This is a genomic window from Streptomyces sp. NPDC087440, from assembly GCF_044744005.1.
Taxonomy (GTDB): Bacteria; Actinomycetota; Actinomycetes; order Streptomycetales; family Streptomycetaceae; genus Streptomyces.
The window spans coordinates 119974-135358 of record NZ_JBIUXN010000025.1 but is presented as its reverse complement, the minus strand read 5'-3'; the positions used below and the strand labels follow the sequence as shown (position 1 = coordinate 135358).

The 15385-nt window shown below is 69.8% G+C and carries 17 protein-coding genes; 2 read left to right on the top strand and 15 right to left on the bottom strand.

Features of this window, described 5'->3' with window-relative positions; translation table 11 throughout:
* Positions 1–233 precede the first annotated feature (233 nt).
* Entirely contained in the window at positions 234–797 is a 564-nt protein-coding gene (locus tag ACIO3O_RS36135) for a dihydrofolate reductase family protein (RefSeq protein ID WP_401753208.1), read from the top strand.
* Positions 798–852: 55 nt separating this feature from the next.
* Here the strand turns inward: ACIO3O_RS36135 and ACIO3O_RS36130 are convergent, their stop codons facing one another.
* The 15 genes from ACIO3O_RS36130 to ACIO3O_RS36060 all read right to left on the bottom strand — a co-directional run bounded on the left by ACIO3O_RS36130 (position 853) and on the right by ACIO3O_RS36060 (position 14432).
* Positions 853–1950: a PLP-dependent cysteine synthase family protein gene (locus ACIO3O_RS36130; protein ID WP_401753206.1), complete on the bottom strand. Its 1098-nt coding sequence runs from the start codon at positions 1948–1950 to the stop codon at positions 853–855.
* Positions 1951–2600: 650 nt separating this feature from the next.
* The gene (locus ACIO3O_RS36125; protein WP_401753204.1) at positions 2601–3221 is read right to left on the bottom strand and encodes a HEAT repeat domain-containing protein; all 621 of its coding nucleotides are present in this window, start codon (positions 3219–3221) and stop codon (positions 2601–2603) included.
* A 36-nt stretch (positions 3222–3257) separates the two neighbouring features.
* Positions 3258–3416 carry a hypothetical protein gene (locus tag ACIO3O_RS36120; protein WP_401753202.1) on the bottom strand — a complete coding sequence of 53 codons (159 nt, stop codon included), beginning with the start codon at positions 3414–3416 and terminating at the stop codon, positions 3258–3260.
* Positions 3413–3601 carry a hypothetical protein gene (locus ACIO3O_RS36115; RefSeq protein ID WP_401753200.1) on the bottom strand — a complete coding sequence of 63 codons (189 nt, stop codon included), beginning with the start codon at positions 3599–3601 and terminating at the stop codon, positions 3413–3415. The genes ACIO3O_RS36120 and ACIO3O_RS36115 overlap by 4 nt, the downstream gene beginning before the upstream one ends.
* 310 nt (positions 3602–3911) lie before the next feature.
* Complete coding sequence (locus tag ACIO3O_RS36110) at positions 3912–4583, bottom strand: OmpA family protein (RefSeq protein WP_401753198.1); 672 nt, start codon at positions 4581–4583, stop codon at positions 3912–3914.
* 2 nt (positions 4584–4585) lie between these two features.
* Positions 4586–5143, bottom strand: a complete 558-nt coding sequence (locus ACIO3O_RS36105; RefSeq protein WP_401753196.1) for a hypothetical protein — start codon at positions 5141–5143, stop codon at positions 4586–4588.
* A gap of 66 nt (positions 5144–5209) precedes the next feature.
* Positions 5210–5824, bottom strand: coding sequence for a pilus assembly protein TadG-related protein (locus ACIO3O_RS36100; protein WP_401753220.1), 615 nt, complete (start codon positions 5822–5824; stop codon positions 5210–5212).
* A complete protein-coding gene (locus tag ACIO3O_RS36095) occupies positions 5821–6033 on the bottom strand; it encodes a hypothetical protein (protein WP_401753219.1) in 213 nt (70 codons plus the stop codon). The genes ACIO3O_RS36100 and ACIO3O_RS36095 overlap by 4 nt, the downstream gene beginning before the upstream one ends.
* A gap of 200 nt (positions 6034–6233) precedes the next feature.
* Positions 6234–7277: a response regulator gene (locus tag ACIO3O_RS36090; protein ID WP_401753194.1), complete on the bottom strand. Its 1044-nt coding sequence runs from the start codon at positions 7275–7277 to the stop codon at positions 6234–6236.
* Between the two features lie 115 nt (positions 7278–7392).
* Positions 7393–8775 (bottom strand): sensor histidine kinase, encoded by a 1383-nt coding sequence (locus ACIO3O_RS36085; protein WP_401753192.1) that lies wholly within the window; start codon positions 8773–8775, stop codon positions 7393–7395.
* Positions 8776–9117: 342 nt separating this feature from the next.
* The gene (locus tag ACIO3O_RS36080) at positions 9118–10008 is read right to left on the bottom strand and encodes a DUF5936 domain-containing protein (protein ID WP_401753190.1); all 891 of its coding nucleotides are present in this window, start codon (positions 10006–10008) and stop codon (positions 9118–9120) included.
* Between the two features lie 21 nt (positions 10009–10029).
* Positions 10030–11016, bottom strand: a complete 987-nt coding sequence (locus tag ACIO3O_RS36075; RefSeq protein ID WP_401753188.1) for a type II secretion system F family protein — start codon at positions 11014–11016, stop codon at positions 10030–10032.
* Positions 11013–12368: a CpaF family protein gene (locus tag ACIO3O_RS36070; protein WP_401753186.1), complete on the bottom strand. Its 1356-nt coding sequence runs from the start codon at positions 12366–12368 to the stop codon at positions 11013–11015. Before ACIO3O_RS36070 ends, ACIO3O_RS36075 begins: the two co-directional genes overlap by 4 nt.
* Positions 12369–12396: 28 nt before the next feature.
* The gene (locus tag ACIO3O_RS36065) at positions 12397–12822 is read right to left on the bottom strand and encodes a TadE family protein (protein ID WP_401753184.1); all 426 of its coding nucleotides are present in this window, start codon (positions 12820–12822) and stop codon (positions 12397–12399) included.
* Positions 12819–14432, bottom strand: coding sequence for an AAA family ATPase (locus tag ACIO3O_RS36060; protein ID WP_401753182.1), 1614 nt, complete (start codon positions 14430–14432; stop codon positions 12819–12821). Before ACIO3O_RS36060 ends, ACIO3O_RS36065 begins: the two co-directional genes overlap by 4 nt.
* On the opposite strand from ACIO3O_RS36060, the gene ACIO3O_RS36055 reads away from it, so the two are divergent.
* The gene (locus tag ACIO3O_RS36055; protein WP_401753180.1) at positions 14431–14718 is read left to right on the top strand and encodes a hypothetical protein; all 288 of its coding nucleotides are present in this window, start codon (positions 14431–14433) and stop codon (positions 14716–14718) included. The genes ACIO3O_RS36060 and ACIO3O_RS36055 overlap by 2 nt on opposite strands.
* Positions 14719–15385: the final 667 nt, after the last annotated feature.

The following is a 15385-nucleotide window of genomic DNA, read 5'->3' as shown; positions in this document are numbered from 1 at the left end:
TTGACGGGCTCCCCGTAAGCGCCACACTCCGGTCCAGAGGACGGCCCCACCAACACCCGATCCGGGCCCGCTCCAACACCGCCCCCACCCCGGCCCCCACCAACACCCGACCCGGGCCAATCCCCCCCCACCCCACCCCCCACCACCCCACCCCCCACCACTTCGCACACCGACGAGCCCCCCACCCCGCGCCGGTCTGCCCGCACACCCCCACCCCAAGGAAAGCTGACCTCATGCGAAAACTGACCTACGGCATGAACCTCTCCCTCGACGGCTACGTCGCCGCCCCCGACGGCGACATCAACTGGGGCGTTCCGAGCGACGAACTCTTCCAGTTCTGGTCCGACCAACTCCAAGCAACCGAACTCACCCTGTACGGCCGCAAGTTGTGGCAGACGATGAGCTCCCACTGGCCGACCGGCGACCAGCAACCGGACGCCACCCCGGCTCACATCGAGTTCGCACGCCGCTGGCGGGACATGCCGAAGGTCGTCTTCTCCTCCACGATCGACAAGGTCGACTGGAACTCCCGCCTGGTCACCGGCGACGCGGTCGCCGAGATCGCCCGGCTGAAGGCCGAGGACGGCGGCCCGATGGACATCGGCGGCGCGAGCCTCGCCGGGGCTGCCATGCGGGCCGGGCTGATCGACGAGTACGTACTGGCCACCGCGCCGGTCCTGGTGGGCGGCGGCACACACTTCTTCACCGCGCTGGACAGCCGGGTGAACCTGAACCTGATCGAGACGCGAACGTTTCCCGGCGGCGTGACCCTGACCCGGTACGAAACACAACGCTGAGCCCGCGCCCCGGGCGACTACTGCCCGAACGAACCAGGGCCGCCCGCCCGAGACGTCACACGGGACGCTCCCCGCCCTGCCACTCCCCGGTGTGGACGAAGCGCTCGATGTCGGCCTCGTACGGTGCCGGGTCGAGTCCTCGTGCTTCGACCCAGGTCGGGCTGAGGTGGGTGTGCAGGTACGGGCCGGCGGCGTCGCCGATGAGGGTGACGACGCTGCCCCGCACCCCCGCCTCGCGCATCCGTGCCACCAGGTGGCAGGTTCCCCAGAGGTTGGTGCCGGTCGCCGGTCCGGCATCGATCCCGGCGGTACGGAGCCACCGCAGGGCCGCGATGGATGCCACGTCCGGTACCGGAATCATCAGGTCGATCACCGTAGGCAGGAATCCGGGTTCGACGCGTGGACGGCCGATGCCGGGTATCCGCGAGGGCATCCCCGTGGCGTAGTCGCGACACCCGCTCGCCCACGCGGGAAAGTACGCGGAGTTCTCCGGATCGACCACGGCCAGCCGCGTCGTACGGCCGTGTCGACGCAGGTGACGTCCGACCGCAGCCGAGGTCGCCCCCGTTCCGGCACCGGTGACGATCCACTCCGGAATCGGGTGCTGCTCGCGGCGCAACTGACCGAAGATCTCGTCAGCGACTGTCGGCTCACCCCACCCGGCCGTCGCCCGTTCCGCGTCGGTGAAGTGGTCGAGGAAGTGGCCGCCGAGCTGCTCGGCCACCGCTCTCGCCTCCTCCTGCACGGCGGCCGGCGGCTGCTCCGCCACCTGCCAGCCGCCGCCCTCTCCCTCGACTCTGGCCAATACGTCCGCAGGGGTCCCGGCCGGTACGACGGCCGTGAAGTCCAGGCCCAGCAGCCGCGCGAAGTGGGCTCCGGCGACGGCGACCGCCCCGCTCGTGGCCGCGACGACCGGTGTGCCGGCCCGGATGGCACCGCTGGCGATCGCCTCGCCGAACATGGCCCGCACCAGGCGGTACTTCATGCTGCCGGTGGGGTGCGCGGACTCGTCCTTGAGGTAGACGTCGATGCCGGGGATCGCGGCCAGCGGAAGCCGACGGAGCGGCGTCGGTGTCGGTGTCGACTGCGTACCCCCTGCCCGTAATCGTCGGATCGCCTCGGCGGACCACGCGTTGGGGTGTTCCTCAGCCATGACCGGACCCTACTGGCACCGGCCCGAACGGGCTGCTGTCCCGTCCGTTCGAGGTGGCTGCTGGTAGGGCGATGAGTTGCCGGTGCGGGAGTCAGGAGGAAGACGAGTGGGGCGCGAACGAGGCGACTCGGCCGTGCCGGTGCCCTAAGTCCTTTGCATACCCGCCCCATTGAGGGACCTCGTGCAGGGCGGCCCCTATCGGTCGGAAGCACCCTCGTGGTCGGCCTCGGCTTCGGCGTGAAACACGTCTGCACCGGGCTCGCGGACGCTCTCGACCAAGTTCTCCCGCGAACACACCGCCAGCTCACGCCACTATGCGCGCGGCGCAGGAGGAGCACGAGAGGCTCATCCTCGCGGGCCTGAGGCCAAGCCCTGCCCCAAGCCGGCGCTGGTTCGACCGGTCCACACGGCAGTACGTCATGGCGCCGAGGGGCTGCGGCTGGAACCGGGGCGAACCCCTGGAGTTCTCCTTGCTCGACGGCATACGGATTTCCTGGCAGAAGATCCAGGGCGACTCCGGCTGGATCCGGCTGACCAGCAAGGGCCGCCGCCGCCTGGACCAACACGGATCGGCAGGAGCCCACGGGGCCGACAGCAGATTTCCCGGTGAGAAGGCGCGGGTTCACGACGAACCCGGGGTGCGGGGCCCGTTACAGAGGTCGGTAGGTGCCGTAGTTCCCGGCGAGGGAGTTGGTGGCGGCTTCGACGACATCGGATCTGGGGCCGGAGACGCACGCGGTGAGGAAGTCGTGCACTCGCTGCCCCGTCCAGCCGGCCGCGGCAACAGCGGGCCAGAAGTAGATCCCGTCGTGTGGGGACCTGGATTCGACGAAGTCGAGGACGTTGGTCACGGTTTCCTGATCCAGGACAAGCCGGAGCATGGCCACGGCCTGCAATGCTCCGCCCACAAGCGTCTCGTTACCGGTACTCAGGCACCAGCGAATCGCCTCGGTGTGGGAGTGCTCCATATAGCCCAGCCGGACGATGGCGTCGCCCCCCGCAGTGTGAACCGCATGGAGAGTTTCTCGCTGAAGGACAAGATCTCGCAGGTAGGAGAGGTCGGACGGGGAGCCGCACGTACCGAGTGCCATCGTCATCTGGTACTGGGTTTCCCAGGTCCGCGAATCCCTCAACTCATTCTTCAGGGCTTGGAGCAGGGCAGGACCAGCGGATGGGTCGCCCAGCCTTCGAAGTCGCTTCGCGGCTGAGCGGCGCTTGGCGGAACTTCGGTCTTGAAGCTGACTGATCGCCTCAACGGCGTCGAGAGCCACGGTCTCTCCTACTGGATGCGGACGGGTTCCCGGACCCTATTCGGCTTCTCTGACAGTCCCATCAGGGGTCTCACCGGGGGTCTCACCGGGCGAGGCCAGAAACGGCTGCCGGGCCGGGTCCGCATAGCGCATCGCGGTCTTCTCATCGAGCCCGAACACCTCGGCGAGGTGGAGCGGGTCCGGACCCTGAGTCATTGCTTCTTCGAGCTGCCGGTCGACGCGGAGCCGCTCCAGCGTTGCGGCCTGTTCGCGGTCTGGTTGTTGATCAGCAGGTGGAGGTTCGTCGCGTTCGGCCAGCGGGTGCGCCGGTGCTCCAGCCAGCCCAGCAGCAGCTTCAGGGCGAGGTCGTCGAGCGGCCGGACGCGGGCGGCGATGGTCAACCGTCGTTCCCGGAGGTGGCGCAGCGCCGTCTGGAGCGAGACGCATCGGAGGTCGCAACCGAAATGCAGCTCCCCGCCGACGAGCGAGAGCCGGGACGCATCACTTCAGCCCTCCAACGCACCGGAGAGGCCGGCCCTGCCCGGAATCACGGCCCTCGCCACGTCGATCGGCGAACTCACCTCGCGGCTTTGACAGGGAAGTCGTGCCGGACGCGCCGGACGAGACGTGCGCCGAGGAGCGCGGGACCGTCCGCTCGGGAGGAGGTCGGCGACTTGGCCTACGGCCTCCCGGGCGGGCGATCGGGTCCGGTCACGTGCTCGGGGACGAGCCTGTGTTCGGTGCGGCTCCCCGGGGGAAGGTGATTTCCACGCGGCGGTTCTTCTTGCGGCCCTCTTCGTCGGCGTTGTCCGCGATCGGGTAGTCCTCGCTGTACCCGCGCACCTCGTAGGTGACGTTGGAGCCGAGGGTCTTGATCAGCTCGCGGTGGACCATGTCGGCGCGGTCCTTGGACAGCTTGAGGCCGTGTTCATAGGTGCCCAGGTTGTCCGTGAAGCCGAAGACCCGGATCTTGGTGGCCTTGTTGTTCAGGGCCTCCGCGGCGACGGCCTTGATACGGGCCGCGGCTTCGGGTTGCAGCTTGTGGCTGTCCTTGGGGAAGAGGACTTCGGCCTGGAGGGCGAAGGTGACGTCGGTGTTGGTGTCTTCACGGCGTTCTTCGCCGCCGAGGTCTTCGACGACGGATTTGATGTCGAGGACGCGGGCGGGGGCGAGGGTACCGCCGTCAGGAATCTTGAGGCCAGGAGAGTTCGAGTCGACGTTGGGTGGAGCTTGAGACGTAGTACTGCCCGGCGGCCTGCTGGGACCAGGGGTGGGATCGGCGTACGCAGTAGACACACCGATGGTTCCCACCGCCAGAGCGGCAATCACACTGGACACCGAGACTAGACGCACCGGCTTGCTTCGCGTGAGTGGGAAGTTCATGACTACTGCCCCTCTGAAATTTCGATCGTCGCCGGGGGCATGTCTGCGATCTGGAAGTCAACCTTGTTGGTCGTAGCAGGAGGTGCGGGAAACTGAGCGAAGAACACCTTCTCATCGTTCGTTTTGAATCCCCCGGTGAACTTGGTGCAGAGGCACCGACCATCTGTGTCACGAAGAATGAGGTACTTCTTCTTCCCAGCCCTATCCACCAGAGAAGCCCCAGCCATGGAAGCGCCGTTCGCGGTCAGCTCTCGCTCGCTGCCACTCCAGGTACCCGGGTTCCAGAACCCGCCGCCATTCTTGACGATGCCATTAACCGTGACGTAGCCACCCGCATCACGGACAGCAGAATTGATGACCAGGGTGACATTCTTCCCCCCCTTGACCTCGGCCAGAACCGTGTCTGAAGCTGGCGGGCTGTTCGGTGTCTCCGGCTTTGCCTTATCGTCAGGCTTCTTTTGAGGCGCAAGCGTCGACGAAGAGGCGTTACTCGGCTTCTGTCCCTCCGAATCACCGCCGCACCCGGCTACCGCAAGGACCAAACCAGTCGTGATCGCCACAGCGGTCAGTGCCCTTCGGGCCTTCGTGGTGTGCCGCATGCTTGTCAACAGCTCTTCCTTTGCTCGCTACTTGACCAGGTGGACGTCAAAGAGGTCTTGGGGCTTCGGCAGCAGATCCGGGACGTTTACGATCTTCTTCGGATCGATTTCCCAGACTGCACCATCCTTGCAGTGGACGAACACCAACTTGGTGGGATCGCTCTCCGGCCCAATGAAACAGCGGGGCTTAATCACCGCTGTGGCGGACGCTTGAGCCGTCCGGGTCTCGATGCCGGGGACGACCGAGTCACCGCCTGTAAAGCGAGTCTGAATCGTCACCTCGCGCGCGGGAAAGCCGCCATCGCGCGTCGACGTCGGCCCGGCAGTGAGGTTCGACTTGTTCTCGTTGGCGAGCACCGCCGCACCGGCCGCGCCACTGGCGACTTCTCCTTGACCCTCGAGCCAGAGGACCCAGGTCGCCGGATCGATGATGTCGCGGAAGAAGTTCTCGGTGTACTCGTCTCGGGAGTCCTGTGCAGCCGCGAGTGCCGCAGCGTCGGCAGCAGACTGGCCGCCGCTGCGAGCAGAGGCGGCCTGAGCAAAGACGAAGAGCGCGAACGCGACAAAGAGCAGGATTCCCACCGACATGATGTAGATGGGGAATGCCTGCCCTCGGTCACAGTTGAAGCTGGGTACGGTCAGCCACCGCCGGTGATCTGGGCAACGGCGTTGCCAATTGCAGCAGAGATCGTGTCCTGAAGCCCCAGCCCGTTCACCGCCACCACGATCAACGCGATGATTACCACCAGACCCGCGTACTCCACCACGCTCGCACCCCTGTCGGAGCGCTCCTTCATCCTGCTGACGACGGTGTTCCGCCAGGTCGTGATCGCGAGCATTGCCTTGTCCATTCGGTGCCCCTCCGGATGTCAACGTCTCTCGGTCGGAAACGCCACCCGCAGTCCCGGTCGGCGCCTTCTGTCCGGTCCCGCTTGCGACACCTGAAAGGTATGCCCGAACGCCCCGCTCGGAAGAGGGCCCATGGGCCCAACTGCGGGCCCAAAGAACGAGTTGGGACCGTCTTGGGCATGACGTCGAATGCGTCGTCGGCTCAGGCACGGCCGATCACCCCTCCCCCGTTGCTGCCGGTGCCGGTTCGTGAGGTACCCATCCACATCGCGATCGCTTCGCTGCGGCTCGTACTGTGCAGCTTTGCGAAGATTCGGTTGATGTGGTTCTTGACCGTCTTCTCACTGATGAAGCAGGTGGCGGCGATTTGCTGGTTGTTCATGCCTGCGGCGATCAGGTCCATCACCTCCACCTCCCTCGAACTCAGCCCGAATTCCTGCCTGTTGACGTTAGCCCATGACTGCCCGAAGGGAGATGGTGTCACGGAAGGTTGCAGATGCGAAGAGGGCGGGGCGAGGTGGGGCGAAGTCTGGACGTCTGGCCTCGGATCGGGGGGGCCGGGTGTCTGGGCAGTCGCGCTGCGGCCGGTGTACGGGACGCCCGTCGTGTAGACGGAGCCGAGGCCCTCGGGCAGCGGGGGCGGTGTGGGCCCAGTGGGCGTGCCGTTGCGGAGGTGGGCCAGGAGGGCCGTTTGGGCGGAGCTGGTGAAGTAGGCCCGGCCCTGGGTCAGGTCATGGATGGCCGTTGTCAGTTGGTCGGCCGTGAATTCGCCGTGGACCACGTAGCCGCCCGCGCCCAGGCACAGTGCCTCTTGGACGATCTCGCTTTCGCTGCTGTACGTCAGCATCAGGACCGGTGCGATCTTCACCAGGTGGGGCAGGGCCGAGATGCCGTCCACGCCCGGCATCCGGACGTCCAGCAGGATCACGTCGGGGTGGAAGTGTTCGGCGAGGGCGAGGGCCTCGCGGCCGTCCGTGGCCTCGCCGACCACCTCCACGTTCTCCCGGGCGCCCAACAGCGCGGCAAGTCCTGCCCGTACGACCGGATTGTCGTCCGCGATCACCACCCGCAGGACGGGCGGCGGCGGGCCGAACGGGTCCGGGTGGGGGGACCTGTGCGGCGCGGCGTGCGAGTCCGGGTGGGGGGCGGGGGTCGGGAACGCCGCCGCCGGAGGGGGGACGGGAATCCCGTGCGGGGTCTGTTCCGAGCGGGGAACGACCGTGTGGGGCGAGGTGTGCTGCGACACGTGCGTGGAGGGTACGGACTGGGCTCCTGAGCTGTGCCTGTAGGTGTTCTCGCGGTGAGCTTCCGGCATGGTGCGGCCTCCTCTCGGGAGATGGGGATGGTGGGGACGCGCTCGGTCAGGTCCGGGGTGGGGGTGAAGTCGGGGTGGGGGTCAGGGCGGAGAGGGGGAGTTCGAGGCGCACTTCCGTGCCGTTGTCGCTGCGGCCTCGGCCGATGCGGATGCGGGCGCCGATCGCGGCCGCGCGTTCCACCATGCCGACGAGGCCGAAGTGGCCTGCCCTGCGCAAGTCGTCCAGGGAGAGGCCCGGGGGCAGGCCCGTGCCGTCGTCCAGGACGCTGAGGCGGAGCAGGCCTTCGGAGGTGCCCGACTCCACGGTGATGCGGGTGGGGTGGGCGTGGCGGTGGGCGTTCTCCATGGCCTCGGTGGCGATGGTCAGGAGCTGGCGGGCCACCGCATGGGGGACGGGCGGGAGCGGGCCGCCGTCCGGGGTGGGGTGGAGAGTGGCGGGGATGCCCGTGCGGTGGGTGAAGTCCGTGGTGCGGGCGGCGAGTTCGGGGGTTATGTCGAGGCCGCCCTCGTTCTCGTCGTACGTGGTCTGGCGGCGGAGGTCCGAGAGCAGCTCGCGGGATTCGGCCGCTGCCTTGCGGGCCGAGCGGGCGACCACCCCGGCCTGGTGTTTGACCGTGAGCGGGTCCATGCGGTCGGCGGACTGGGCCAGGCTGTCGGCGGCCAGGGCGACGCCGTGCAGGGTCTTGGCGACCGAGTCGTGCATCTCGCGGGCGAGGCGGGCGCGTTCCTCGCCGACGGCGTCGGTCACCGCGAGGCGGGCCTTCACCTCGGAGAGGGCCTGGGTGGCTTCGCCGAAGCGGAACATCAGGTTGCGCAGGGTCACGCCGACAGCGCCGGCGGCCACGCAGAAGCCGCAGATCAGGACCGTGCCGGTGGGGCCCGCGAGGCGGGTGGCCCAGGCTCCGTACGCCAGGGAGAGGAGCAGGATCTGGATGGCGGTGAAGATGCCCGCGCCGCGCCAGCCGTAGAGGAGGCCCGCGAGGAGAGGGGTGCAGACGGTGGCGTAGCCGAGGGCGGAGTCCGGGGATGCGGTGAGGAGGAGGACGGAGCCGAAGACCAGGTCGGCGGCCATCAGGGAGCGGTACTTGATGAGGAGGGGCGCGAAGGTCTCCCAGTCGCGGAGCATCGCGTAGGAGCCGACGAAGGTGACGATCACGGCTGCGCCGACGAGGGTGGTGCCGGTGGCTGTCTGGGCGCGGCTGAGGGCCAGGGGGGCGCCGATGGCGATCATCACCAGGCGGAAGGCGAAGACCTGGCGGCACAGGGCCTGGAGGGCGTTGATCTGGATCGGGAGGCTGGGGGCGGGGGCGTCGGGGGCCAGCGCTGAGGCCGCGGGGGGCGTCGGGTGGTTGTCGGTCAGGGGGGTGGGGGTGCGGCGGAGGGTGGCGGTGGTGCGGCGGAGCCAGGTGGGGGGTGGGGTGGGATTCACCGGTGGCGAGAGGGCCGGAACGGGGGTGGGCCCGGATCGGGCGGGCCGCCCCCTTGCCCGCCCGTTCCGCCCCCGGGGGGCGGCCCCGCCGCCCAAGGGGGCGCGGGAAGAGGGGAGGACGGCCCCGTCGTCCACGGGGGCGGAGAAGGTGGAACCCGCAGGGGCCGAGGGGGCGGGCGCGGAGCCCGAGGGGCCGGAGGGCGCGGAGTCGGAGGGCGCGGAGTCGGAGGGTGCGGAGCCGGAGGGCGCGGAGCCCGAAGGGGCTCGGGAAGCGGAGTCCGAAGGGGCAGGGGTGTGCTGCGGGGCGCGTGGGGTGTGGGGGGAAGGGTGAGGCATCGGGGGTCAGCCTCCGAAGATGGAGGAGAAGTCGGCGCCGGAGCCCAGGAACATGTTCGCGACGATGAGGATCAGGGTCGCCGGGACCATGAAGGTGAGCGTGACGACCGTCGTCTTCGGGATGGCCTTCGCCGCGCGGCGGCGCGAGTTCTGGGCATCCGTGCGCCGCATGTCGTTGGCGATCTGGATGAGGGTGTCGGCGATGGGGGCTCCGAGCTCCTCGCCCTGTTGGAGGGCTGTCACGAACTGGGAGACCTGCTCGGATTCGTTGCGGCGGCGCAACTCCTCGAAGGCCGTCCGGCGGCTGACGCCCATGTCCATCTGGCGCAGGGTGATGCGGAGTTCGTCGGCCCAGGGCCCCTCGTACTTCTCGGCGACGCGGTCCAGCGCCTGCCGGAAGCCGAGGCCCGCGCTGACCACCACCGCGAGGACGTCGAGGAAGTCCGGGAGCGTGCGCTCGATGATTTCCTTGCGGGCGCGCATCGCCTGCCAGATGAGGGCGTCGGCCGCGAACCATCCGTACAGCAGGCAGAAGACGGCGAAGAGCGTGAAGCCGTTGATCAAACACAGCACAGCCGCCAGGCCGCCGAACATCCCGTACGCCGCCCGCCGCGCCGCGTAACGGTCGACCGTGAGGCCGCCCGGGTTTCCGGCCTTGTCGATCTTGCGGCGTTTCTTGTCGACCAGCGTCGGGCCCATCGTCCGCAGTACCGCCGGGGCGAACCGCATGCCGATGCGGTCGATGGCGGAGTCGGCGGCCGAGACGCGGGAGGCGCCGACCTCCAGCGCGACGGCCAGGTCGCCGGGGACCTTGGCCTCGGCGCGGTACATCCGGATGCCCGCGAAGATTCCGGCGACGGCGAGGCCGCATACCAGGGCGAGGAGTAGTCCGATCATGGTGTGTTCCCGTCCCCCGCCTCAGACTTCGATCTTGCCGAGTCGGCGCATCGCCACGAAGCCGAGTGCGTACAGGCCGACGGCGACGGCCACCACAATCTGGCCGATGGGGTTGCCCGTCATCTTTTCCATGGAGTCGGGGTTCATGGAGTTGAGCATGATCATGGCGCCGAGGCCGAGCAGCGGGACCGTGTAGGCGGTCGCGTTGACCTCGGAGAGCATCGTGCGGACCTCGCGCCGGGTCTCCTTGCGTTCCTCCAGGGTCTCGGTGAGGTTCCGCAGCGAGCCGACGACGGTGCCGCCTGCCTTGTTGGAGAGGACGAGGGTGGTGACGAGGACGACGAGTTCGCGGGACGGGAGGCGTTCGGCGAGTTCACCGAGGGCGTCGTCGATGGTGCGGCCGACCGCCAACTGGCTGGCGACGGTGGACAGTTCCTCGCCTGCGGGGGCTTCCAGCTCCTCGGCCGCCATGCCGAGTGCGGTACGCAGGGCCAGGCCTGCGGCGGTGGCGTTGGCGAGGATGCGGGAGAGGTCCGGGAGCTGGTTGATGAACGCCTCGATGCGCTTCTGGCGTTGCCAGTTGAGGAAGGTGTGCGCCGCCCACACGGCCACCAGGCCCGCGATCGGGCCGAAGAAGGGGGCCAGGACGGAGATCGCGATGAGCCAGAGCGCGGCGACGCCTCCGAGGACGTACACGAAGAACTCGCCCGGTGTGACGTCCAGGCCGGTGGAGGCGATGCGCAGGTGGAGCTTCTTGCCCAGGGCGGTGCGGCGCAGGCGGCGGTCGATGCCCCGGAAGTGGCGGTGGCGGCCGGTCTCGTGGCCGGTGGTGAGGGCGAGACGGTTCTCCAGGGCGCTGCGCTGCGCCTTGCCCGAGGCGTACGTGTGCAGGCCGACGACCGCGAGCAGGCAGGTCAGCAGGGTCGCGCCCAGGGCGAGGAGGGCGTACTGCGTGAGCGTGGGCGGCGGGGCGGTCGCCGCCAGCGCGTGAGGGCTGGGAAGTGTCATGGACGGGCCTCGATGGCTTGTCGTACGTAGAGGGAGTCGTTCAGGGGGTCGTCCCGGACGCCGAAGGCCGGCGGGAGCGGTTCGTTGGCGAGGTAGAGGCGCTCGGCGATGCGGCGCGGGAGGGGGAGGTGCTCGAAGTGGCCGTGGACCAGGCGGTCCGGGCTCATCGGCTGGGCCAGGAAGCGGGACACCGGGACGATCTGGAACTTCTCGCGGCCGTGGCTGACCAGGATGACGATCTCGGTGATCTTGCGGGAGCCGTCGGCCATGCGGCTGAGCTGGACGATGACGTCGACGGCGCTGTTGATCTGGTCCTTCAGGGCCTCGAAGGGGATCTCCACCTCGGACATGGAGCCCAGGGTCTGGAGGCGCATCAGGGCGTCCTCGGCGCTGTTGGAGTGGACGGTCGCGAGGGAGCCGTCGTGGCCGGTGGACATGGCCTGGAGCATGTCGAGGGTCTCGCCGCCGCGGACCTCACCGACGATGATGCGGTCGGGGCGCATACGGAGGGAGTTGCGGACCAGGTCGCGGATGGTGATCTGGCCCTTGCCCTCGACGTTGGGGGGGCGGGTTTCCAGGCGGATGACGTGGGCCTGCTGGAGCTGGAGTTCGGCCGCGTCCTCGACGGTGATGATGCGCTCGTGGTCGGGGATGAGGCCGGAGAGGGCGTTGAGGAGGGTGGTCTTCCCCGAGCCCGTACCGCCGGAGACGATCAGGTTGAAGCGGGCGCGGACGAAGGCGGAGAGCAGCATGAGCATGTTGTGGTCGAGCGTGCCCAGGTTGATCAGCTCGTCCAGGCGGTAGGCCTTCGGGAAGCGGCGGATGGTGAGCGTCGCGCCGGTGAGGGAGAGCGGCGGGATGATCACGTTGACGCGCTCGCCGGAGGGGAGGCGGGCGTCGACCATCGGGTTCGACTCGTCCACGCGGCGGTTGACGGTGGAGACGATGCGCTCGATGGTCTGCATGAGCTGCTCGTGCGAGGCGAAGCGCATGGGGAGCTGTTCGACGCGGCCCGCGCGCTCCACGAAGATCGAGTCGGGGCCGTTCACCATGATTTCGGTGATGGAGGCGTCTTCGAGGAGGGGTTCGAGTACGCCCAGGCCGAGGGCTTCGTCGACGACGCGGCGGATCAGCTGGGAGCGCTCGGAGGTGGAGAGGACCGGGCCCTCGCGGCTGATGATGTGCCCGAGGACGCGCTCCAGGCGGGCCCTTCGCTCGGCCGCCGCGAGGGACGACATCTCGGCGAGGTCGATCTCTTCGAGCAGTTTCGCCCGGTAGGTGGCGACCAGATGGCCGTCCTCCCGCCCCCCGCCGTGCTCCTCGGGGGCGGCGATGCGTTGCCGCAGGCTCATGGGGGCTCCTTGGTACGTACTGACGTGCTTACGGGGTGGTGTCGTCGGCGGGCATTGAGACGGTGCGCCGGATCTCGCCGAAGGTGAAGCCGGGGATGATCGAGGGGACGGGGACGCGGGCGGTGGCCTGGACGATGTCGCCGCCGGTGCATTCGACGCGGGCACCTCGGCCGACGAGCCAGTCGCTCATGGCGGCGGCACCCGCCGCACCGCACTGGCCCCGGTACGCCTCCTGGGAGTCGATACGGGCCCCGGCCCGGGCTCCGGAACCGGCCTGGAGGGCCGCGTAACCCGCGATGCCGAGCTGGATGGCGGCGAGGACGACGATCAGGAGGATGGGCAGGAAACCGGTGAATTCGAGGGACGCGACGCCCCTGTCCCTGTCCTTGTCCTTGGCGGCGGGGGCGCGGAGGGCCCGGAAGGGGCGGAGGGCACGGAGGCGGGCGGCGATCATTTCTCGGCTCCTTCCAGGGCGGCACCGGCCGTGCCCGTGGAGGTCCAGTTGAAGCCGTCGGCGCCGGGGAAGAGGACCGGGACATTGAGCTTCAGCTCGGCCTTGTAGAGGTTGCCGTCGACTCCGCAGGAGGAGGTCGCGATGGTCCAGCTGGCGGGGAGGCGCTTCTCCATGGCCGCCCGGCACTCCGCCCGGCCGTCCCTGCCCGCCCCGTACGCCGCCGTCCCCTTCCGCGCCCCCTCGTCCGCCGCGTTGCCCGCCAGCGAGAAGGTGTAGCCCCACACCACGGCCTGCCACATCAGGACCATGACCAGGAGGATCAGCGGGGCCATCCCGGCGAGTTCGGCGGTGATCGCGCCCTTGTCGCCCCGGCGGCCCCGGCCGACCGAGCCCCGGTCGCCGCGCATCCGGCCGCCCCGGCCGCCGGACGCGTTCTCCGGGGTCTTGACCAGGCCCAGCTCCCCGGCCAGCGCCCAGATCGCCTGCTTGACCGTGCTGCGCGCCTCCAGGTCCTGGAGGCGGCCCGCGTCGGCGGCGGACTGGAGTTCCTTGTAGTTGGAGGGGATCGAGCCGCGGGCGACCTTCGTGCCGGTGATCCGTTCGACCAGGGGCGGCTGGATCTCGGTGTTGCGGGTGAGGCGGTTGACGACCGTGGTGGTCTCCTCCGCCTTGCGGATCTGGAGCCGGTCCCAGAGGCGGACCATGCGCTTGGCGGCGCGGACCGCGATGACGTCCGGGGTGACGACCAGGACGGCCTGGTCGGCCATCTCGATCGCAGCCGCGTTGGCGCTGTTCATCTGCGTACCGCAGTCGACGACCACGATCTCGTAGCGGTTGCGCAGGGCGCTGACGACCTGGCGGGCGACGCGGTCGGTGACCTCCTCGCCGCGCTCGCCGTCGACGGGGGCGAGGAGGAGGCCGAGGCCGGTGGCGTGGGTGTAGAGGGCGTCCTGGAGGACGCGCGGGGTGATGTCGGAGATGCCCGCGAGGTCGGCGATCGAGCGGCGGAACTGTACGTCCAGGTACGACGCCAGGTCGCCCGACTGGAGGTCCAGGTCGACGAGCGCGACCGTACGGCCGGAGGCCTTGGCGGCGAGGGCGAGCTGGACGGAGATGAGCGTGGTGCCCATGCCGCCCTTCGCGCCGGTCACCGTGACGACGGTGCCGCCGGGGCCGCTGAACACGTCCGCCCCGGCGCCCAGGTGGCGGCGTACGCCGACCGACCAGGAGGCGGCGTTCTGGACGCGGCCCGCCAACTCCTCGTAACTGAGCGGCAGTCCGATCATGCCCCGGGCGCCGGAGTCCATCGCGGCGGTGAAGAGCTGGGGGCTGGTGTCGGCGGAGATCAGGACGACGCCGACCGCCGGGAAGCGGAGGGCGACCTCACGGATGACCTCCAGGGCGGGGACGGGGCCGATCCGCTCGTGGACGAGGACCACCTCGGGCAGTTCGTCCAGGGACTCCTGCGCGAGGCGGGCGAGCGTGTCGAGCAGCGACGTCGAGTCGGGCGCGGGCGAGGCGGGTTCCGCGTCCGGGAGCTGGCTGAGCAGGGTGATGATGGCGCGGGCGGCGTCCGGGTCGCCCACCGCCGGGAGGATACGCGTCGTCATGCGGCCGTCCTCACTCGTTGTCCGCAAGTCACTGCCGTTACGGCTGGGGCTGGTGGTGCTGGTCGCACCGGTGGTGCGGGTAGTGCTGGTAGTGCTGCCGGTACGGCCAGTGCTGCTGGTGCTGCTGGTGCTCGGCGGGGTGCTGTGGCGCTGGTCCGGGGGGTGGGGAGGGTTTGTGGGGCGGGGCTGGTCCGGGTTTGTGGGGCTGGGCTGGTCCGGGTCTGTGATGCGCGGCTGGTCTGTCGTGCGGGGCAGGTCCGGGCGGCGGCGCTGGGCGGTGGTGTGACACCGGCCCGTCCGGTGGTGCCGGTCCGGGAGGTGGCGCCGGTCCGTCCGGTGGCGCCGGTCCGGGAGGTGGCGCCTGTCGGTGGCGTGACGCCGGCCCGACCGGTGGTGCCGGTCCGGACACTGGCGCCGGTCCGTGGTGTGGTGCCAGCCCATGCACCGGTGGTGGTCCGCGCGACGGCACTGGTCGGTGTACCGGTACCGGTCCGTGCGGTGGCACCAGCCCGTACACCGGTGGCGGTCCGCGCGACGGCACTCGTCCGGGCGGCGGCGCTGGGCCATGGCGTGACGCCAGCCCGCGCGGGGGCACCGGCCCGTACGGGGGCACCAGGCTGCGCGAGGGCACCGGGCCGCGCGACGGCACCAGGCTGCGCGAGGGTACCGGGCCGCGCGACGGCACTGGTCGGTGTACCGGTACCGGTCCGTGGTGTGGTGCCCGCCCGAACACCGGTGGCCGTCCGCGCAGCGGCACTGTTCCGTGTACCGGTACCGGTCCGTGCGGTGGCGCCCGCCCGTACACCGGTGGCGGTCCGCACGGCGGCACTCGTCCGGGCGGCGGCGCTGGGCCGTGGCGTGACGCCAGCCCGTGCGGGGGCACCGACCCGTGCGAGGGCACCGGGCCACGTGAGGGCACCGGACCGCGCGACGGCACCGGGCCCCGCACCCGT